This window comes from Rhizobium sp. P32RR-XVIII (genome assembly GCF_012641395.1).
In the GTDB taxonomy this organism is placed as follows: Bacteria; Pseudomonadota; Alphaproteobacteria; order Rhizobiales; family Rhizobiaceae; genus Rhizobium.
Genome location: NZ_JABAIH010000008.1, coordinates 210,504 through 230,271 on the forward strand (window position 1 = coordinate 210,504; position 19,768 = coordinate 230,271).

19 protein-coding genes and 1 pseudogene are annotated in these 19,768 nt (G+C 60.6%); 7 read left to right on the top strand and 13 right to left on the bottom strand.

The window, feature by feature from the left end; genetic code table 11:
• Positions 1 to 97 precede the first annotated feature (97 nt).
• Positions 98 to 1,135: a LacI family DNA-binding transcriptional regulator gene (locus tag HGP14_RS22450; protein ID WP_168832102.1), complete on the bottom strand. Its 1,038-nt coding sequence runs from the start codon at positions 1,133 to 1,135 to the stop codon at positions 98 to 100.
• A gap of 402 nt (positions 1,136 to 1,537) precedes the next feature.
• On the opposite strand from HGP14_RS22450, the gene HGP14_RS22455 reads away from it, so the two are divergent.
• The 5 genes from HGP14_RS22455 (at position 1,538) to HGP14_RS22475 (ending at position 5,704) form a co-directional block, all read left to right on the top strand.
• Positions 1,538 to 2,206: an amino acid ABC transporter permease gene (locus tag HGP14_RS22455; protein WP_168832103.1), complete on the top strand. Its 669-nt coding sequence runs from the start codon at positions 1,538 to 1,540 to the stop codon at positions 2,204 to 2,206.
• Positions 2,207 to 2,224: 18 nt separating this feature from the next.
• Complete coding sequence (locus tag HGP14_RS22460) at positions 2,225 to 2,881, top strand: amino acid ABC transporter permease (protein ID WP_168832188.1); 657 nt, start codon at positions 2,225 to 2,227, stop codon at positions 2,879 to 2,881.
• Between the two features lie 50 nt (positions 2,882 to 2,931).
• Positions 2,932 to 3,735, top strand: coding sequence for a transporter substrate-binding domain-containing protein (locus HGP14_RS22465; protein ID WP_168832104.1), 804 nt, complete (start codon positions 2,932 to 2,934; stop codon positions 3,733 to 3,735).
• Positions 3,736 to 3,766: 31 nt separating this feature from the next.
• A complete protein-coding gene (locus HGP14_RS22470) occupies positions 3,767 to 4,546 on the top strand; it encodes an amino acid ABC transporter ATP-binding protein (protein ID WP_168832105.1) in 780 nt (259 codons plus the stop codon).
• A 402-nt stretch (positions 4,547 to 4,948) separates the two neighbouring features.
• Positions 4,949 to 5,704, top strand: coding sequence for an IclR family transcriptional regulator (locus tag HGP14_RS22475; protein WP_168832189.1), 756 nt, complete (start codon positions 4,949 to 4,951; stop codon positions 5,702 to 5,704).
• A gap of 65 nt (positions 5,705 to 5,769) precedes the next feature.
• Here the strand turns inward: HGP14_RS22475 and HGP14_RS22480 are convergent, their stop codons facing one another.
• From HGP14_RS22480 to HGP14_RS22505, 6 genes are all read right to left on the bottom strand, one after another.
• Entirely contained in the window at positions 5,770 to 6,459 is a 690-nt protein-coding gene (locus HGP14_RS22480; RefSeq protein ID WP_168832106.1) for a class II aldolase/adducin family protein, read from the bottom strand.
• An 87-nt stretch (positions 6,460 to 6,546) separates the two neighbouring features.
• Positions 6,547 to 7,374: an ABC transporter permease gene (locus HGP14_RS22485; RefSeq protein ID WP_168832107.1), complete on the bottom strand. Its 828-nt coding sequence runs from the start codon at positions 7,372 to 7,374 to the stop codon at positions 6,547 to 6,549.
• Positions 7,371 to 8,216, bottom strand: a complete 846-nt coding sequence (locus tag HGP14_RS22490) for an ABC transporter ATP-binding protein (protein WP_168832108.1) — start codon at positions 8,214 to 8,216, stop codon at positions 7,371 to 7,373. The genes HGP14_RS22485 and HGP14_RS22490 overlap by 4 nt, the downstream gene beginning before the upstream one ends.
• Before the next feature lie 11 nt (positions 8,217 to 8,227).
• Positions 8,228 to 9,259 (bottom strand): ABC transporter substrate-binding protein, encoded by a 1,032-nt coding sequence (locus tag HGP14_RS22495; protein ID WP_168832190.1) that lies wholly within the window; start codon positions 9,257 to 9,259, stop codon positions 8,228 to 8,230.
• A 324-nt stretch (positions 9,260 to 9,583) separates the two neighbouring features.
• Positions 9,584 to 11,167, bottom strand: coding sequence for a DHA2 family efflux MFS transporter permease subunit (locus HGP14_RS22500; RefSeq protein WP_168832109.1), 1,584 nt, complete (start codon positions 11,165 to 11,167; stop codon positions 9,584 to 9,586).
• Positions 11,168 to 11,190: 23 nt separating this feature from the next.
• Entirely contained in the window at positions 11,191 to 12,384 is a 1,194-nt protein-coding gene (locus tag HGP14_RS22505; RefSeq protein WP_168832110.1) for an HlyD family secretion protein, read from the bottom strand.
• Positions 12,385 to 12,509: 125 nt separating this feature from the next.
• Here HGP14_RS22505 and HGP14_RS22510 point away from each other — a divergent pair, with 125 nt between their 5' ends.
• Positions 12,510 to 13,166 (top strand): TetR/AcrR family transcriptional regulator, encoded by a 657-nt coding sequence (locus HGP14_RS22510; RefSeq protein WP_168832111.1) that lies wholly within the window; start codon positions 12,510 to 12,512, stop codon positions 13,164 to 13,166.
• A 393-nt stretch (positions 13,167 to 13,559) separates the two neighbouring features.
• Positions 13,560 to 14,774 carry an alpha/beta hydrolase gene (locus tag HGP14_RS22515; RefSeq protein ID WP_168832112.1) on the top strand — a complete coding sequence of 405 codons (1,215 nt, stop codon included), beginning with the start codon at positions 13,560 to 13,562 and terminating at the stop codon, positions 14,772 to 14,774.
• A gap of 139 nt (positions 14,775 to 14,913) precedes the next feature.
• Here HGP14_RS22515 and HGP14_RS22520 read toward each other — a convergent pair whose 3' ends face one another.
• From HGP14_RS22520 to napE, 6 genes and pseudogenes are all read right to left on the bottom strand, one after another.
• Positions 14,914 to 15,624, bottom strand: a complete 711-nt coding sequence (locus tag HGP14_RS22520) for a NapC/NirT family cytochrome c (RefSeq protein WP_168832113.1) — start codon at positions 15,622 to 15,624, stop codon at positions 14,914 to 14,916.
• Positions 15,625 to 15,628: 4 nt separating this feature from the next.
• A complete protein-coding gene (locus HGP14_RS22525; RefSeq protein ID WP_168832114.1) occupies positions 15,629 to 16,132 on the bottom strand; it encodes a nitrate reductase cytochrome c-type subunit in 504 nt (167 codons plus the stop codon).
• Positions 16,102 to 18,606, bottom strand: coding sequence for a periplasmic nitrate reductase subunit alpha (gene napA, locus HGP14_RS22530; protein WP_168832115.1), 2,505 nt, complete (start codon positions 18,604 to 18,606; stop codon positions 16,102 to 16,104). Before napA ends, HGP14_RS22525 begins: the two co-directional genes overlap by 31 nt.
• Entirely contained in the window at positions 18,581 to 18,862 is a 282-nt protein-coding gene (locus HGP14_RS22535) for a chaperone NapD (RefSeq protein WP_205927281.1), read from the bottom strand. Before HGP14_RS22535 ends, napA begins: the two co-directional genes overlap by 26 nt.
• Positions 18,855 to 19,193: a 4Fe-4S dicluster domain-containing protein gene (locus HGP14_RS36480; RefSeq protein WP_312862171.1), complete on the bottom strand. Its 339-nt coding sequence runs from the start codon at positions 19,191 to 19,193 to the stop codon at positions 18,855 to 18,857. Before HGP14_RS36480 ends, HGP14_RS22535 begins: the two co-directional genes overlap by 8 nt.
• A 19-nt stretch (positions 19,194 to 19,212) precedes the next feature.
• Positions 19,213 to 19,386, bottom strand: a pseudogene (gene napE, locus HGP14_RS22545) (periplasmic nitrate reductase, NapE protein); the annotation flags it as partial.
• Positions 19,387 to 19,768: the final 382 nt, after the last annotated feature.

Genomic DNA, 19,768 nt, shown 5'->3' on the forward strand with positions numbered 1-19,768 from the left:
TTTCGTCCTGTTTGCATGGTTTCATACGTGGATAGCCGCGCGACGTTGAACCGACGCCCACGGCCTGTCCCCATCTGGGAGACGGAAGTCTGCCCTGTCAGGCGGCTGTTCGCCCGTTCTTCGCACCGCAGCTCTCGCGGACGACAAGTCGGACCGCCGTCACGACGCTTTCCGGTTCGGCCTTGCCTGCGCTAATCTGCTTGAGGAGTAGCTGCGCGGCACGCCTGCCCATGGCCTGCGGATCGACGGAAATCGTGGTGAGTGCCGGAACCGCCGACCTTGCCTCGATGACATCGTCGAATCCAACCACGGCGAAGTCCTGTCCCGGCTCCATCCGGCGGGCGCGCAACCCGTCGCATGCGCCGAAGGCGACGGCGTCGTTGAAGCACACCGCCGCGGTCGGGCGGTCGTCGATCATCAAGGCACGTCCGATCGCGTCGATACCCCCGGCCCTCGATGGCGGGCCAGGCACGACAAGTTTCTGATCGAACTCGATGCCGCTGGCTTTTATGGCCGTCCGGTATCCCTGCATGCGCTCGTCGAAGACAGCCGTGTCCGGGAAACCGCCGAGAAAAGCAATCCGCCTGTGTCCCAACGACACCAGATGCCTGACGGCCATCGCCACGCCGTTGGCGTTGTCCGCAACCACCGAGGAAACCTTCGCTCCGGGAAGGCTTCGCACGACGACGACGACCGGAATTCCGGCTGCCACGAGAGGCTTGAAGTCGGCAGCTTCCGTCGCGCGGGCCGGCGAGACAAGCAATCCTGAAATGCCATGCTCGCGCATCGAAGAGATCACCTCACGCTGCCGGTCGATGCTCTCGCTCGTGTTTGAGAGGAACTGAACAAAGCCTGCCGACTGCACGACCATGTCCACGCCCACCGCGAGTTCCGCGAAGAAGTTGTTCGTAAGGTCGTTTACGACCACCCCGATGATGCTGGAACTGGCGTTCGTCTGACGAAGATTCGCGGCCCCCCGGTTGTACACGTAACCGAGCTCGCTCATCACCTCGAGGACCTTCGCGCGGGTCGCACCCTTGACCAAAGACGAGCCTTGCAGAACCAGCGAGACGGTCGATTTGGAAACGCCAGCCGCCTCGGCGATGTCGACGACAGTGACTCGCCCCTTAGCCATATTCCCCTCCTTCCCGGTCGCTTATGATGGAAAAATAATTGGAACGTTCCAACTTTGTCAAGTGATATTCGCGGATCGGTTTCCTATTAAACAGATCTCGCGAACAGCGTGCTAACAAACATTTATTATTTATTTCACATGGTTATAGGCCGCTGGACCGCCCGCATGCGGATTCAAGAACCTCTACGGCGATTCTCAAAACAACAAGAAAAGATGCTTGCAACTTAGAACGTTCCAATTTATGTGTCTCGGCACAAGAGGGAAAGAGCGATGCCGGCTTGCATGGGAGCCGGCTGATGAAAGCATGGTGGCGAGGGAGGCGTCTGCATTCTCGGGCCGAAATACACGGGCCCTTCGGGGATGCTGTGCCCCTTCGAATGACTTGGAGCAGGAGGAATGTCCATGTACGTTTTCAACTTCGCGCCCGTATTGGAGGGCATCGACAAGCTGCTCTACGGCGCATGGCTGACGATTCAGCTCTCCTGCGCGGCGATGTTGCTCGGCCTGATCGTCTCGATCATCTGCGCCTCGGCCAAGACGTCGAACGTGGCGCCGCTGCGCTGGGTGATCAACGCCTATATCGAGATCATCCGCAACACGCCTTTCCTCGTGCAGATCTTCTTCATCTTCTTCGGCCTTCCGTCGCTCGGCCTGCGGCTCACGCCAAACAGCGCAGCGCTTCTGGCGCTCGTCGTCAATTTTGGCGCCTATGGTACCGAGATCATCCGTGCAGGCATCGAATCCATCCAGAAAGGGCAGATGGAGGCAGGCACAGCCCTCGGCCTCTCGAAGCTGCAGGTCTTCCGCTACATCATATTGAAGCCGGCCCTGCGCACGGTCTATCCGGCGCTCACCAGCCAGTTCATATACTTGATGCTGACCTCGAGCGTCGTCTCGGCGATCTCGGCCGATGACCTTGCTGCCGCGGGCAACGACCTGCAGTCGGCGACCTTTGCGAGCTTCGAGGTCTATATCGTCGTCACGCTGATTTACCTCGCTATGTCCATCGGCTTCTCCGCGATCTTCGCGGTGATCCAGAGGGCGGCATTCAAATACCCGTTGAGCCGATAAGGAGATCGACCAATGCCTTTGATCAGACCTTTCGGTATCAATGAACTCTGGATCATCGTGCTCGCGGCACAGTGGACGATCGCACCGTCGGCGATCGCCTTCGCCTGCGGCGGCGTCGGCGGCCTGTTCATTGCGCTCGTGCGCGTTTCCGACACGAAATGGCCGCGCCTCATTGCGACCGGCTTCATCCGCATCTTCCAGGGCACGCCGTTGCTGATGCAGCTCTTCCTGGTCTTCTTCGGCCTCAATATCCTGGGTTTCGGCATCAATCCCTGGATTGCGGCTGCCTTCGCCTTCACGCTGCATGCCAGTGCGTTCCTCGGTGAAATCTGGCGCGGCTGCATCGAGGCGGTGCCATCAGGTCAGCGGGAGGCTGCCACCGCTCTCGGGCTGCGCTATTATAACCGCATGCGCTACGTGATCCTGCCGCAGGCGACGAAGATCGCTGTCGCGCCGACGGTTGGCTTCCTTGTGCAGCTCATCAAGGGCACGTCGCTGGCCGCCATCATCGGCTTCACCGAGCTGACCCGTCAGGGCCAGATCATCAACAACGCGACCTTCAGCCCCTTCCTGGTCTTCTCCACGGTGGCTGCGGTCTATTTCGTCCTCTGCTGGCCGCTCTCGCTGCTCGCCGGCCGCATGGAACGTCAATTCTCCCTGGCAACGAAACGTTGAGGGGCCCGCGCCGGAGGGAGGTATCCCGGCATAACCGAAAGGGTAGGAGCATGAGCATTTCGAGACGCATGATGTTGGCCGCGATTGGCGCGGGCCTGATCGTTGGTGCAGTGGCAACGACGGCGGCGGCGCAGACCGTCGACAGCATCAAGAAGGCAGGAACCTTGAAGATCGGCATGCTGGTCGACTTCCCACCCTTCGGCCTTACAAACGCAAACAACGAGCCGGACGGCTACGACGCCGACGTCGCCAAGCTGCTCGGCAAGGAATGGGGTGTCGATATCCAGATCGTGCCCGTCAGCGGCCCGAACCGCATCCCGTACCTGCAAAGCAATCAGGTCGACATCCTGATCGCGGGCCTGGGTATCACGGAGGAGCGGAAGAAGAGTATCGACTACAGCCGCCCCTACGCTGGTATCTCGATCGGCGTCTTCGGCGTGAAGGACGCCAACGTCACCAAGGCCGAAGATCTGTCCGGCAAGACGATCGGCGTTGCGCGGGCGTCGACGCAGGACACGGCGCTGACCAAGATCGCGCCGAAGGATGCGACAATTCAGCGTTTCGACGACGATGCAAGCGCGGTGCAGGCACTCCTCTCCGGCCAGGTCGAGCTGATGGGCGTCTCCAACGTGGTCTTTGCCCAGATCGAAAAGGCCGCTCCCGGCCGCTTCGACCAGAAGTTCGTCTTTAATCAGCAGTTGCAGGGCATCGCAATGCGTAAGGGCAATCCGGAACTGCAGTCAGCGATCAACGACTTCATTGTCAAGGTCATGAACGACGGAGAGTTGGAGAAGATCCATGAGAAGTGGCTCGGTTCGCCACTCCCGCAGTTCGTGAAAGACGCCAAGAACTAAGGCTGGAATACATAGGAAAGGAGTTCCTCGTATGAATGAGATCAGCGCAAACACATCCGCAGCAGGCGCGCGGGGAGCTTCCGATCTGGCTGTCAGGATGGAAGGCGTCGACAAATGGTATGGCGGCTTCCACGCGCTGAAGGACGTCGAGCTTTCCGTCAACCGGGGGGAGCGGATCGTCATCTGCGGTCCTTCCGGTTCCGGCAAATCGACGCTGATCCGCTGCATCAACCAGCTCGAGACGATCCAGAAGGGCCGGATCGTCGTCGACGGCCATGATCTGACCGCCGGCGGCAAGAATGTCGATATCGTGCGGCAGGAGACCGGCATGGTCTTCCAGCAGTTCAACCTCTTCCCGCATATGACGGTGCTGGAAAACTGCACCCTGGCGCCGATGAAGGTGCGCGGCATCTCCAAGGCCGAGGCGGAAAAGACCGCCCGCAAATTCCTGGAGCGGGTGCGCATTCCCGAGCAGGCGGAAAAATACCCGGCCCAGCTTTCCGGCGGCCAGCAGCAGCGCGTGGCGATTGCCCGTGCGCTGTGCATGAACCCGAAGATCATGCTCTTCGACGAGCCGACTTCGGCGCTTGACCCGGAAATGGTCAAGGAGGTGCTCGACACGATGATCGACCTTGCCAAGGAAGGCATGACCATGCTCTGCGTCACCCATGAAATGGGCTTCGCGCGTCAGGTCGCCGACCGGGTGATCTTCATGGACCGCGGCGAGATCCTCGAAGTGGGCGCTCCAGACGAATTCTTCGGCAATCCGAAGAACGAGCGCTTGAAGACCTTCCTGGGCCAGATTTCCTAGGGCGAAGAACTAGTCAGCGCACTAGCGAGAGACAGCGCACGGCGATTGCCAGCACCGTTCGTTAATATCTGCGACTCGCTCATCGAGAGCGTCGTGCGCGCAGGCGAGGCGCAGCGCCTAGACGCCTCATAATTTCCTTCAGCCGATTGCTGGTCGGATTGCTGAAGAAGCAAGGCATGGATCGTGACAATCGCACCGATCAGCCACGGCGCAGGGCGGCTGATCATCGCCTCTTTGAGGTCATTCCCAAGGATCTCTCGACAGCCTGAATATCATGAAATTATGCTGGACACGCCAATCGGCACAAAATACCCAAAACAAAGAGATACATGTTCGAAATTTTGCAGTAAAAACAATGATGAGATTTCATCGTAGGGACAGATCAAAAGTGCAATGTCGATGATGCGGGAAACGGATTTCGTCAGCGGCTTCGCTCGCGGCTTGAAGGTCATCGAGGCGTTTGGCGAGACGCACCAGCGCCTGTCCATCACTGACGCCTCGAAACTCACCGGGCTGGACCGCGCCACGACCCGCCGCTCGCTGCTGACGCTGGCCGAACTCGGCTATGCCGACTACGACGGCAAGTTCTTCACGCTGACGCCGAGGATCCTGCGGCTCGGACACGCCTACCTCTCGGCGACACCCCTGCCCGTCCTTATCCAGCCGCATCTCGATCAACTGTCCGAGAAAGCCGGGCAAAGCGCCTCGGCTTCAGTGCTCGATGGTACAGAGATCGTCTACGTCGCGCGCGCCTCGCAGCGCCGGGTCATGTCGATCAACCTGACGCCAGGCAGCCGCTTGCCGGCCTTCTGCGCATCGATGGGCCGCGTCCTGCTTGCCGCGCTCCCGGAGACCGAAGCCAGAGCAATCCTCGCCCGCACCGACCTCAAGCCCAATACGCCGAACACCAAGACGGACGTGGAAGAACTGCTCACTGAGTTCCGGCACGTGCGCGAGCAAGGCTATGCGGTCATCGACCAGGAACTGGAGATCGGCCTCTGCTCGATTGCCGTCCCCGTCGAGAACGACCGCGGGCAAACGGTCGCGGCGATCAATATCGGCGCTCCGGCAGCCCACGTGCCGGCCGCCGAGATGCCGGCCCGCTATCTGCCGCTGCTACGAGAGACACAGAGGGCGCTGAGGCTCGTCCTGCGATAGCAGCGCCGGCAGGCTTGCAGCGGGTGCGCTTCAAACACGCAAGTATCCGGCCAAGATATCGATGCTCACTGGCCAACCCGGGCGAGTTTTGCAGCGTGATAATCCCACACCTTCTGTAGCAAATGCGGTTTCCAGAGGTTCGAAGAAATGACGGCGACCTCTTCTTTGGTGAGAACTGCCGGCTCGCCGATCTGTTCGGCGCGGTGCTGTCGCTCGGCGTTTTCTTCCAGGTAGACGGCGAGCACGAAGGCCTCGAGGATGTTGCCGGCTGCAATGACCGCGCCATGGGATTTCAACAGCGCGACGCGCCGTTCGCCGAGCGTGGTAGCGAGTTCCTCGCCCAGCGCCTTGGTGTTGATCGAGGCGATGGTTGGGAATTCCCGGATTTCGCCCAGCACAGCGGCCTGCATGATGACAGGCTTGACCATTTTTCCCGTCGAGCTGAAAAGCGTCGACCAAAGCGGATGGGCGTGGATGACGGCGTTGACGTCAGGGCGGCGGCGGTAGATTTCCGAGTGGATGTGGAATTCCATCGGCGGCACGGGACCACCGTCGATCGGCCGGCCGTCGAAGTCGACAGCAACGATGTCGTCCGCCGTCAGCGCGCTGCGCACCGAGGCGCCGGAATTGATCAGCATGCCATCGCCGCCCGGCAGGCGCATGCTGGCATGGCCGTTGAAGTCGATGATGCCGGCGCGCTCAAGCATCAGGATCGCGCGGGCGAGGTTATGCCGGTCTTCGGTGTTTTTCGTCATGTTAGCGGTCCGATAACAGGGGCACGGGTGCCCGGAACAGTTGCGGCCGCCCGGATGGCGGCCGCTCTTGCGGTCAGGCTTGGGAGGTTATCGTGCGGTTTTCTTCCAGGGCACGAGCTTGCGCTCGAACTCGGTCAGGATGACGGAGATGACGTAGCCCAGGAAAGCGATGACGAGCAGGCCGACATACATCTGCTCGACGGAGAGCAGTTCCCAAGCGTTCCAGATCATGTAGCCGAGCCCGCTCTTGGAGCCGATCATCTCGGCGATCGCGATCAGCATCAGGCCGAGGCCGAGGCCGAGCTTGATGCCGCTCATGATGTGCGGCACCGCCCCAGGCAATGCGATGGTGGTGAACACCTGCCAGCGGTTGGCACCGTAATTGCGCCCCACGTCGAGAAAGATCTTGTTGATCTCCAGAACGCCGGTCGCCGTGTTGATCAGGACAGGATAGAAGACGCCGATCGCGACCATGGCGATCTTCGAGCCTTCGCCGAGCCCGAAGACCAGCAGAAGCAGCGGGAAGATCGCGCTCTTCGGCACGGGATAGGTGGCCGAGATCAGCGGATCGACCATGGCCCTCAGCGGCCGCGACAGACCGACCGCCACGCCGAGGAGCAGTGCCGGAATGCCGCCGACGAGCGTGCCCCAGAAGAGCCGCTGCAGCGTCGCCCAGGTATTGCTCCAGAGCGAACCGTCGGCAACGAGCGACAGGAAGCTGGAAAAGATCTTCGACGGCGCCGGAAAGAAGCGCTGGTCGATCAAGCCAACCTGGGCTGCGATCTGCCAGACGAGCAGCAGCACCAGCGGTGATGCGATGCTGATCATCCGGTCGCGGTTTTCGCCGACAAAAAGCCCCTTCTTCGGGCGGGCGGCCTTGCTGCCGGCCTGCGTGATGTTAGATGCGATGCTCATGCCTTCGTCTCCCCAAGATCGCGTGAACGGGCGCGCTGTACTTCGTCGCGCAGCTGACCCCAGATCGAGTACACGAATTCGCCGTAGGCCGGGCGCGAACGCAATTCGAGCACGGAGCGTGGGCGTTCAAAGGGAACGTCCACAATCTCCTTGGCGCGGCCGGGCTGGGCCGACATGACCATCACCCGGTCGCCGAGAGTGACGGCTTCATCGACGCTGTGTGTGATGAAGAGAACCGTCTTGCGGGTTTCCTCCCAGATGCGCAGCAGTTCTTCCTGCAGCAGCAGCTTGTTCTGCTCGTCCAGCGCCGAGAACGGTTCGTCCATCAAGAGGATGTCCGGATCGTTGGCGAAAGCGCGGGCGATCGATACGCGCTGGCGCATGCCACCGGAAAGCTGGTGGGGATAGGCTTGCGCGAAGCGGGTCAGCCCCGTCCGATCCAGATAGTGGCCGACCACTTCCTTGATCTGCGCCTTCGGAACGTGCCGCAGGCGCAGCCCGTAGGACGCGTTGTCCCACACGGTCATCCAGGGAAATAGGGAATCGCCCTGGAAGACCATGGAGTTGCCGGGCCGGTTCTGCGCCGGCGCGGTGATCTCGACGCTGCCCGAGGTCGCCGTTTCCAGATTGGCGAGGATGCGCAGCAACGTGGTCTTGCCGCAGCCGCTCGGGCCGACGATCATGAAGAAGCAGCCTTCGGCGATGTCCAGCGAGACGTTGTCGAGCGCTGTCATGGTCCCGGCCGGCGTCTCGAAGGATTTCGTGAGGTTGCGCAGCCGGATTTTCGTCTGCGTCTCGTGGGATGCCTCCGGCAGACTGCGAAGATGGGGGGATCTCGCCATGTCGCTATCCTTTATTTCTGCGGCTGGTAGGCGCCGAGCTTCTTGACGGCGTCTTCGGCGAAGGAGGCATCGACGACCTTGTCGAGCGAGACATCGCCGCCTTCCATCACGCCTTCGGACTTGAAGAAATCAAGATCGGTCTGAAGACTTGCGAGGTTCAGCTTGCCATCCGGATTTGTGCCCTGCGGCACGATCGTGCGGAAGGTCTCCGGATCCTTGATCGAGGTGTATTCGGTCAGGATCGAGATCACTTCGGCGGCATTCGGGCCGGCGAGCTTGCCGTTGGAAAGGGCGTTGTTGTAGTCGCGCACGGCGCGGATATAGGCGCGCATGAACGCTTCGGCCGCGTCATGATGATCCTGCGCGAAAGTGCTGGAATAGAGCACGACGGCGAGCTGGTGGTTCGGATAGATTTCATCGTCTCCCATGAAGCGCACGGCAGCTCCGCGGCGCACCGCCTCCGATGCGGATGGCTCCGTCGTCAACGCGGCATCGACCGCCTTGTTTTCGAGCGCCAGCACATGCTGGGGGAAGGAGAGAAAGAGGCGCTCGACGTCGGCCGGCTTCAGGCCGCCCTTCTTCAGTGCTTCGTTCATGGTGGAGGTCGAGGCGCTGCCATTGGCGCTGCCGGCAACCTTCATGCCCTTGAGGTCGGCGAGGCTCTTGAACTTGCCGCTATCGATAAGGTCCTTGCGGATCAAGAGCGGCTGGTAGCCGTATCCGGGGGGCGTCGAGCCCTTGTCGGCGACGATCTTGATGCCGATGCCTCTGGCTACGGCATTGTAGAGGCCGGCTGAAGGCGATCCGCCTGCCACGTCAAGCTGGCCAGCGCCCAACGGAGCCACCATCTTTGCTCCAGAATCGAACGGGATGAACTTCGCATCGATGCCTTCATCGTGGAAGTAGCCCTTCTTGTCAGCGATGAAGAAGGCGACGTCGCTGCTTGAGTTCGCAATTCCGACGTTAACCGTCGTCATGTCTGCCGCGTTTGCCTGCAGACAGCCCAATGACATCCACCCGGCGAGGGCGGCGCTCAGAATCATCTTGTTCACATTTTCCTCCGCGTTGAATGAACATCTGCGCGACCGGCTTTTCCTGCCCCGCCAAAAATTCCATCGATGTTCTGCTATAGGGAACGATGTTCCTATTTCGCAAAACTACAGGCGATATCGGCCTCTGTCAAATGTTTCTGCGGATCACATCTACGTTGAATCACGGGAGCCTACCGGCTGATGCGGGGATTTTGTTACGGCTTCAACGGCTTGCGTCCGCCTGCTTCAGCGGTCCGTAATCCGTTGTTTCGGTGCATTCAAAGAAATCCGCGAGGCCGTTCATCTGCCTCGCGTCAAACCATGGCACGTCGGTGCTCAGTGGGCGCCAGCGCCCCCGCCTGCACTTGGCTTTTGGGTGAGCAGCAGGGCAAGGGCGGCAATGGCAAGCACGGTGCCGATCACCGCGAAAGTATCGCTGAAGCCAAGGATGAGGGCCTGGCGTTTGACGATTTGGCCCAGGGCGACGATGGCTTTCTGGGTGGCGACGGCCGGGTCGGAGACGCCGTGCGCCAGGAAATAGTTGGTCGTTTGGCCGAGGCGGGCGCGGACCTCGTCGCGAGCCAGCGTCACCGACTGGCCGATGATATTGGAATGGAACTGCTCGCGCTTGGTCAGGATCGTGCCAAGCGTTGCCGTGCCGACGGCGCCGCCGAGGTTGCGCAGCATGTTCGTCAGCCCCGAGGCGGCCGCTGCATCGGACGGCGCAATACCGGCCGTCGTGATCGCAGTGATCGGGGTCAGCACCAGGGCCTGGCCAATGGCGCGCACGATGTTCGGGATCCAGAACTGGTCGCCGGCATTATCCGCCGAGAGCGTGATGTTCATGAAGCAGCTCACCGCGAAGATCGAGATACCGATGAAGCCGATGTAGCGAACGTCGAAGCGCTTCATCAGCACCGGCACCAGCGGGATCAGCAGAAGCTGCGGCAGGCCGGTCCAGGCAAGTACGTTGCCGATCTGCTCAGCATTGTAGCGCTGCACCTGGCCCAGATATTGCGGCAGGATATAGACAGTGCCGAAGAGAGCGACGCCCACCAGTACATTGACGAGCACGCCGATGCCGAAGTTGCGCTGCTTCAGCAACCGCAGCTTCACCAACGGCTTTTCGACCTTCAGCTCGATCCAGATGAAGGCTGCGAGGAAGACAAAGGCGACAATGCTGAGTTTGACGATGAAGGGCGAGGAGAACCAGTCGTCCTTGTTACCTTCCTCCAGCACCGTCTGCAGGGCCGAAAGGCCGATCGCCATCGTGACGATGCCCGCCCAGTCCCCTTCCTTCAGCAAATGCAGCTGCATCGGCTGCTTGTCGAGCGTCAAGGCAAGAGCAATCGCCATGACGGCGCTGGGGATAGTATTGATGAAGAAGATCGTCTGCCAGCCGTAGTTTTCGGTGAGGTAGCCGCCGATCGTCGGACCGATCGCCGGCGCGAAGGTGACGGACAGCGCAAAGAGCGCAAGGCCGAGCGGCTGCTGGGCCTTCGGCAGCTTGGTCAGCACCATGGTGAAGGCCATGGGGATCAACACGCCACCGGCGAATCCCTGCAGGCCGCGCATCACAATCATTGTGCCAAGGTCGTGTGCGAAGGCGCAGGCCATCGAAAACAGCGGGAAGAGGACGGAATTCACCAGGATGTAGCGGCGAAACGAGAAGACGCTGCTGAAATAGGCAGTGAGCGGAATGACGACGATCTCGCCGATCAGATAAGAGGTCGAGATCCAGGCGCCGTTGTCGACGCCGGTGCCGATGCCGCCCTCGATGTCGAGCAACGAGGCATTGGTGATCTGGATGTTGAGGATCGCCATAAAGGCGCCGATCATACCGGCGAGAACGGCAATCCATTCCTTGGTGCTGGCGCGCGGCTGCGGTGCGGCGATGGCGGTTGTTGCGATGCTGGACATGACACGATCTCCCGGCCCTCGCGTTATTTGCGATCGGCATCGGTCTTGGTGCCGATGCTTGGCTGGACGGACATGCCGGGGCGAAGATCGCCGGAGGCGGCACTGTCGCCATCGAGCACGATCTTTACCGGGATGCGCTGCACGACCTTGGTGAAATTGCCGGTGGCATTGTCAGGCGGCAGCAGGGCGAATTCCTGGCCGCTCGCCGGCGCAATGCTGTCGACATGGCCGTGATAGGTGCGGCCCGGGAACATATCGACTTCGATATCGACCGGCTGGCCGGCGTGCACGTCGGTCAGTTGCGTTTCCTTGTAGTTGGCAATCACGTAAGCCGCACTGGTCGGGACAACGGACATCAATTGCGTGCCCGCCTGGACATACTGGCCAACGCGAAGCGTCCGGTTGCCGACGGTGCCATCGACCGGAGCCACGATCGTGGCATAGGACAGATTGAGTTCGGCTTGGCGCTCCACGGCCTGGCTGCGGGCAACATCCGCCTTTGCCTGGGAAACTTCGGCATTCAGGAGATCGACCTGCTTGACGGCAGCATCAAGGGCCGCGCTGTCGCGCACGATGGTAGCCTGTGCCGCCGCAATCTGCGAGGCTGCCTGCTGGGCGGTCTGAACCGGGGCGTAACCGTTGTTGGCAAGGCTCGCATAGCGCTTGTTGTTCTGCTCGGCAAAAGTCTCGTTGGCTTTGTCGACCTCGACGGTGGCGCGGGCAGCGGCGATCGTCGACTGTTGGATGTCGAGGGCCGCCTGCTTGGCGTTGAGCGTTGCAGCGGCGGCGGAAACATCCGCCTTGGCCTGGTCAAGTGCTGCCCTGAAATCCCGGTCATCGATGCGCGCGAGCGGTTGGCCGGTCTTGACAGCTTCGTTGTCCTTGACGAGCACCTCGGCGATATAGCCGGATACCTTGGGGGCGATCGTACTGTTGTCGGCCTTTACGTAAGCATCGTCGGTCGAAACGAGGAAGCGACCGACGGTCCAATAGTCGTGGCCGTAGTAGACGCCGCCCGCTACCAGCACGAGGGCGCTTGCGCCAAGCAATAGCGCCCTGCCCGGCCGCTTGCGGGACGGCTCGGCGGCGGGCGGAGTAGCTGCCTCAGCAACGCGGAGCGGCTTGCCTGTTTCAAGCGTTTCCGGAGAGGCTTCCGCGACGGCTTCAGAGATCGGGACGCTATTGTTGTTCAGGGCATGCAGCTTCTGGATGGTCATTGCTTTCTCCGGATCCCGGTCGCGGTCTCATGGGGGCTGCGGCCTCTGGTGTCGAAATAGGAAATTTGACGTTTTCCAAAATATGCCGTATAAAATTGAAGTCAACAAAAATTTGGAAAATGGTTATGTTCCAAAATAACGAAGACGTGAAGAGATCCCGCGGCAGGCCGCAGGTGCGATGCGACGATGACACGCGGCGCGTGATCATCGAGGCTGCAAGCAAGCAGTTCCACGAGAAGGGTTATGCGGCAGCGTGCATTTCCGACATAGCACAGGAGGCAGGCGTCTCCACGAAAACGCTCTACCGGCTTTTCCCGACGAAGGGCGATCTCTTTTCGGACCTGGTCTCCGCTCGCACCGGCCGGTTTCTGCTGGCGCAGGACGCAAGGACGCTTGCGACAGCAGATTTGCGGCAGGCGCTGGAGCGGATGCTGACGGATTATGGCATGCTGGCGCTTGCCGGCGACACCGTCACCATCATGCGGCTCGTTATTGGCGAGTCAGACCGCTTTCCGGAGCTTGCGACCTCCTTCTACGAGCAGGCGATCGTCCGGACCAACACATTGATGGAGAACTGGCTGCGCCAGCAGGTCGATCGCGGCACGATCGTACTCGAAGATCCGCATGCCGCCTGCGGCATGCTGCGCGGAATGATGATCATGGAACCTCAGCGCGCCGCCATGCTGGGTCAGCAGCCGGTACCAAGCATCGAGGAGATCGCTGCGCGAGCACGGATGTGCGCCGACCTCTTTCTGAACGGCGTTGCAAAGAACCGAACATAAGGGCAGTGCGCTGCGGCTTCCTACAGAGTAGTGCGAGGTGATGCGATCGACCTCGCATCCAGAGTCGTTGAGACCGGCTCGTTCTCGGACGCGGCCCGGCAAATGCATGTAGGACAACCGGCGATATAGAACTCTTCGTCGATGGCGGCGTCACCCGGTTCTGAATGGAGAGATCCATCAGGGCCTGCATGCGGTGACATCGCGATCGAGGATAGCTCCGCCCATTTCGCGTAACCTGATGGTACTGCGGCCGCAGCCTCTGTTGCATTTTCGCAACGACCCGGCAGCTACAGCGATAGATGCTACGAGATTCTACGGGCGTCAGGCGGAACAGGATGTTAGCGTCCAGCTTTGAAAGAGGCCCCATCTCGAGTTAGTTGCGGGAACGCGTGAATGGCAAAGCGCAGTGCAGCTCTTTTTCTTGTTTTCCTCACAAGTTGCGGACATCCCAGTGGCGTTATGACGCCGATCTCCCTTTCTGCATCCGCCCCGCCGACGTCCAAGGTCGACATGCTGGTTGCGACGACACGCGAGCCATCCGGAGATCCTGCGACGCTCTTCAACGGCGAGAGAAGCCCGAAGCCGCATCTCACCCAGATATCGGTTTCGATCCCGCCCAAGCGCGAACCTGGAACAGTGCAATGGCCGCAGCGCCTGCCGCCCAATCCGGCGACGGACTTTGCCGTGACCAATGTCCAGCAGATAGATACCGTGGCCGAAGGGCGTACCTGGTTCCGGCAGCATGTGAACGGCGGGCATGCGCTCGTTTTCATCCATGGCTTCAACAACACATACGAGGATTCGGTTTTCCGGCTGGCCCAGATCGTGCACGACAGCAAGATGCAGGCGACGCCACTGCTGTTCACCTGGCCGTCGAGAGCGGAGGTCACCGCCTACGAATACGACAAGGAAAGCACGAATTATTCGCGCACCGCCTTGGAGCAGGCGCTTCGCACGCTTGCCGCCGATCCCGATGTCAAGGACATCACCATCATGGCCCATTCAATGGGGACCTGGCTTGCCATGGAATCCTTGCGACAGATGGGCATCCGTGATGGTCACGTGAACCCGAAGATCCACAATGTCATCCTTGCCTCGCCAGACATCGACATCCAGGTCTTTGCCAAGCAGTACGTCGAGATGGGAGAGCCGCGGCCGAAGTTCACGATCTTCGTCTCCCAGGATGACAGGGCCCTGGCGATCTCGAGCTTCATCACTGGACGCGTGTCCCGCCTCGGTGCCATCAACCCGGCCGAAGAGCCTTATCGCACGAAGCTGGAGAGAGCCGGCATCACTGCCATTGACCTGACGAAGGTGAAAACCGGCGATCGCCTTAATCACGGTAAGTTCGCCGAAAGCCCGGAGATCGTCCAGCTCATCGGCGAGCGCCTGATGACCGGCCAGACGCTCACCGATTCCAAGGTCACGCTGGCTCAAGGCATTACGGCTGTCGTCGGCGGGACGGTGACCAATATCGGCACCGTTGCTGCGACAGCCGTCGCGGTCCCGGCCACGATCGTGGAGCAGCCCCTCACGCGAAAAAGGAGACCACTTCCGGCCGATGAGACGCTTGAAGGCGACCTGAAGCCACAAACGCTGACGCAATAAAAGGCTACGACCCGTGCGTAGCAGGCGAACGCGGCGACGCCTCGGAACGCCGGGCGCTCGATGCGTCGTATCGCGGTGACAGGCAGCATCCCTGGGCAGGACACATCCGGTACTGTCCGCTACACATGCTTTGTTCGGTTCATGGAACGGCATCGACGACGGCAGCATGTGCCTCGGCCATCGCCCTTTCGAGATCATCGATCGGCGAGGCAGCGGTCATCTCCTTGCCTTCGACTTCCCGCGGCATCTTCCAGCCTGGATCGACGCCCTGCATGTTCGGAAGTTCGTGAGCGATACCCTTGTGGCAATCGATACACGTCGCCTTTCCGGGAAGCAGGTACCGGGAATGAATGTCGGCAGAACGCGGTGCTTGTTTTTGGAGATCCATCGCGACTGACGAATGGCAGTTGCGGCACTCGAGGCTATCGTTGGCTTTCATTCGCGCCCACTCGTGCTGCGCAAGTTCAAGGCGTTTTGCGAGAAACTCAGGTCTCGTATCGATAGTCCCGAATATCTTTCCCCACACCTCTTTCGACGCCTGCATCTTGCGGGCGATCTTGTCTGTCCAGTTGTGCGGCACATGGCAATCCGGGCACGTCGCCCGCACGCCGGAGCGGTTAGAGAAGTGGATGGTCCGCGTCAGCTCCTGGTAGACGTTGTCGTGCATCTCGTGACACGAAACGCAGAACTTCTCGGTATTGGTAAGCTCCAGCGCGGTATTGAATGCGCCCCAGAACATGACGCCTCCGATGAAGCCCCCGAGCGTGAGGACTCCCAGGCCGATGGTCGCGGCAGGCGTGGTCAGGACCGACCAGGCCCAGAGTAGTATCTTCTTGAGCCACAAAATCATCGGATCACTCGCTTCCGGCGGGCTTGATGCCCAGTTCGCTCATATCCTTGAATTTGTTGACCACGAGATTGCGGGTATCGGCCTGTGGCACATGGCAGGCAGTGCAGAAGTACCGTCTGGGCGATACGTCCGCGAGCATTTGGCCGTCACGCGTCATGTAGTGGGTCACGCTGATCATCGGCGCCCCGGAGTCCTGGGTGAATTCCCGCTTATGGCAGGACAGGCATCTGTTGGCATTGACCGAAAGCTCGTAGCCCTCGATCGAGTGCGGGATGATCGGCGGCTGATCCGGATATGCTCGCATTCGACGCTGATCGTCGACAACCCACCTGGGAAGCGGCGCGGCCCCGATAACCGCCATCGATGGTGTCGGGCCTTCGAGTTGGGGCACCTCCTGCTGCAGCATCTGGCCGCCTGCGGCCGTCGCCACGAACACCAGCCCGACGAGGGCGAAGAGCCGGCCTCCGGAATCTCGGATCAGGCCACGGGAAGGATCTTGACCGCGCATTTCTTAAAATCCGTCTGTTTGGAGATCGGGTCGGTCGCGTCAAGCGTGACCTTGTTGATGAGCTGGCTGGCGTCGAACCAGGGAACGAAGATCACGCCGGACGGCATGCGGTTTCTGCCTCGAGTATCGACGCGCGAACGGATCTCACCCCGCCGCGAAATAATCCTGACTTCGGCTCCCTGATTGATGCCTCGCGCGCGAGCGTCCTCGGCGTTCATGAAGCAACGCGCACCCGGAAACGCCTTGTAGAGTTCGGGCACTCGCATCGTCATGGATCCGGAATGCCAGTGCTCAAGCACGCGCCCTGTGACCAGCCAGAAGTCGAATTCCTCATCAGGCGGTTCGGCCGGCGGCTCATAAGGAGCGGCGAAGATCACCGCTTTGCCGTCCGGCCTCCCGTAGAACTTCACACTCTCGCCCGGCTTGACGTACGGATCGAAGCCCTCGCGATAGCGCCAGAGCGTCTCCTTTCCGTTGACCACCGGCCAGCGCAATCCGCGGACCTCGTGGTACATGTCGTAGGGTGCGAGGTCGTGACCGTGCCCACGACCGAACGACGCGTATTCCTCAAACAACCCCTTCTGGATGTAGAAGCCGAATGCCTTAGCCTCGCTGTTGTCGTATTCCTCACTGATCTCGCTGAGCGGAAACTGATCGACCTGGCCGTTGCGAAACAGGACGTCGAACAATGTCTTCCCGCGATACTGGGCATTGGCATCGAGGATATCCGCGGGCCAGACCTCGTCGGTCGTGAAGCGCTTTGAGAATTCTGCAAGCTGCCACAGGTCCGAGCGTGCCTCTCCGGGGGCCTGGACAAGCTGGTGCCAGACATGAGTGCGGCGTTCCGCATTGCCGTAAGCGCCCTCCTTCTCAACCCACATCGCCGCGGGAAGGATCAGATCAGCGCTCATTGCCGTCACCGTCGGATAGACATCAGACACGACAATGAAGTTTTCCGGGTTTCGGTAGCCCTGCCAAGTCTCGTTGGCGGTGTTAGGACCAGCCTGCACGTTGTTGTTGACCTGCACCCAATAGAAATTGAGCTTTCCGTCCTTGAGCATGCGATCCTGCTGGACGGCGTGGTAGCCGGGTTTCTCGGGAATGATGCCGTGGGGGATCCGCCAGATCTCCTCCGCGTGCTCGCGATGTTCGGGATTGGTGACGGTCATGTCTGCAGGTAGGCGGTGCGCGAAAGTCCCTACCTCTCGCGCCGTACCGCAAGCCGACGGCTGCCCGGTCAGCGAAAACGGGCTGTTGCCCGGCTCGGAGATTTTGCCGGTCAGCAGATGAAGGTTGTAGACCATCTGGTTGGCCCACACGCCGCGCACATGCTGGTTGAAGCCCATGGTCCACAGCGACATGACTTTGCGCTTGGGGTCCGCATATAGCTCAGCAAGCTGCTCGAGAAACTGCGGATCGACGCCTGTCATCTCGGCGGTCTTCTTCAGCGTGTAGTCGGAGACGAAGGCCTTGAATTGCTCGAAATCGATCGGCTCCGTCTTTGCGGGATCGGCCGCATTGGCAGCTCCGGTTTCACGGGGATTATCGGGACGCAGTCCGTAGCCGATATCCGTGACACCCTTCACAAACGTCGTGTGCTTGGTGACGAAGTCTTGGTTGACGCGATTAGTTTGAATGATGTGGTTGGCGATATAGTTCAGGATGACCAGATCGGTGCCGGGCTTAAAAATGATCGGAATGTCGGCGAGGTCCATGCTCCGGTGGGTGAATGTGGAAAGAACGGCGACCCGGACATGCGGTTGCCCAAGGCGGCGATCCGCAACGCGGGTCCAGAGGATCGGGTGCATTTCCGCCATGTTCGAACCCCAAAGCACGAACGCGTCGGCGTTCTCGAAATCGTCGTAGCAGCCCATTGGTTCGTCCATGCCGAACGTGCGCATGAATGCGTAGGCCGCCGACGCCATGCAATGGCGGGCATTGGGGTCTAGGTTGTTTGATCGAAGGCCCGCGCGCATCAGTTTGGTCGCCGCATAGCCTTCGAAAATCGTCCATTGGCCGGAGCCGAACATTCCGACCGCCGTTGGCCCCTTCTCCTTCAGGACCCGCTTGCATTGCGCGGCCATCACATCGAACGCCTCATCCCAGCTCACCGGCTCGAATTCGCCGTCCTTGGCGTAAGCGCCGTTGCGCTTGCGCAAGAGCGGGGTCTGAAGCCGATCTTCGCCGTACATGATCTTGGACAGGAAGTAGCCCTTGATGCAGTTCAGCCCCCGATTGACCTCGGCCTGCATGTCGCCGTGCGTTGCAACGACCTGCCCTTCCTTGACGCCGACCATGACGCCGCACCCCGTCCCGCAGAAGCGGCAGGGTGCTTTCGCCCATTTGATCTGCAACGCCTCGACGCCGCCGGGCACGGGCTGTGCGCGAGCAGGGAGTGCAATTCCCGCGGCAATCGCGGCAATTCCGGCAGCCTGGGCTTTGAGAATGTCACGTCGGCTCAGTTCTCCGGACATCCTGATTCTCCTCCCGTTCGACATGCTCGAAGACCATGTTGGCGCTGATCACGCCGTCGAGCAGCGATATGCGATGAAGCCGGTCCCCCAGGACGTTTGGCCCCTCGCCCTCGATGACAACGATGATCTTCCCGCTTGCGTGGCCATGCACTTCCACCCCCGGCATTTGCGCAAGCGACGCGAGTGTAGGCTCCAATGAGCCGGGTTTGGTCATCACGACTGCACTTGAGATGTGCCATTGTGCGCCCTTAGACATCGGCACGCTCCGCTTCGACGCTTCGCAGCACCACTGCACCGACCGGACAACTCGCAACGCACTCGCCGCACCCGGTGCAGATCGTCTCATCGATGGTCGGAACGAACGGCCCGCCCAAGCGCGGGCGAAAATTGATTGCCTGTTTAGGGCAGACGTCCCTGCAACACTGACAGGCGACGCAATTCATTCCCAGACATCGCTCGCCTATCGTTGCTATGAGAGGCAACGAGGCGGCATCGGCAGTCGCACCAGATCGAAGCGCGCCGTCCGGATGGGCACAGTGGCCGCCCAGAAGTTGTCTCCGCGAAAGCAATCTCGTCGCCATGGCCATCGCCTTCAATGCCCCGGAGGCCGGGAGGGCCGAAAATGATCTGGAAGATCCAGACCAAGAAACCGTAGCCACCGACGAAAGCGACGGCCAGAATAGGCCAAACTCCAAAGGCAAGGCTCAAAAAAATCAGGAGTTCCGCCTTGCGTGTGCGCGGAGCGCCGAGCCTTCGGTTGCTATTCGCTGGAACAACCATTCGGGCCCCTTCCAGAATTGAATGCTCGCCTGACCAACCTCTTGGGATGGCACCAGCAAAGATAACAAGGAAATGAACCGAGCCTATGTAGCATCACGTAGACTCTATGGAAGCCTAGCCGGTCTGGGGGCGTCGATTGTGAGCGCATACCCAAGCACCCACCGGTTGGAGCGCGCTCTCATCGACGTCGAAGTCCGCAGGTCAGGCATGGCGCCCATGCCGGGCCATCGCCAATATGATCCATGCTTCAATTGTCCGGCTTTTGTCCGTGCATCCTCGCAGGCAGCCAGGCCCGAAAAGCTTGCGACGCGGCCCGTTCGCTTTTCGGCCATACGCGCGCAGTTTGTCGCACCCATACAACATACAGAATGTATGTGTTGAT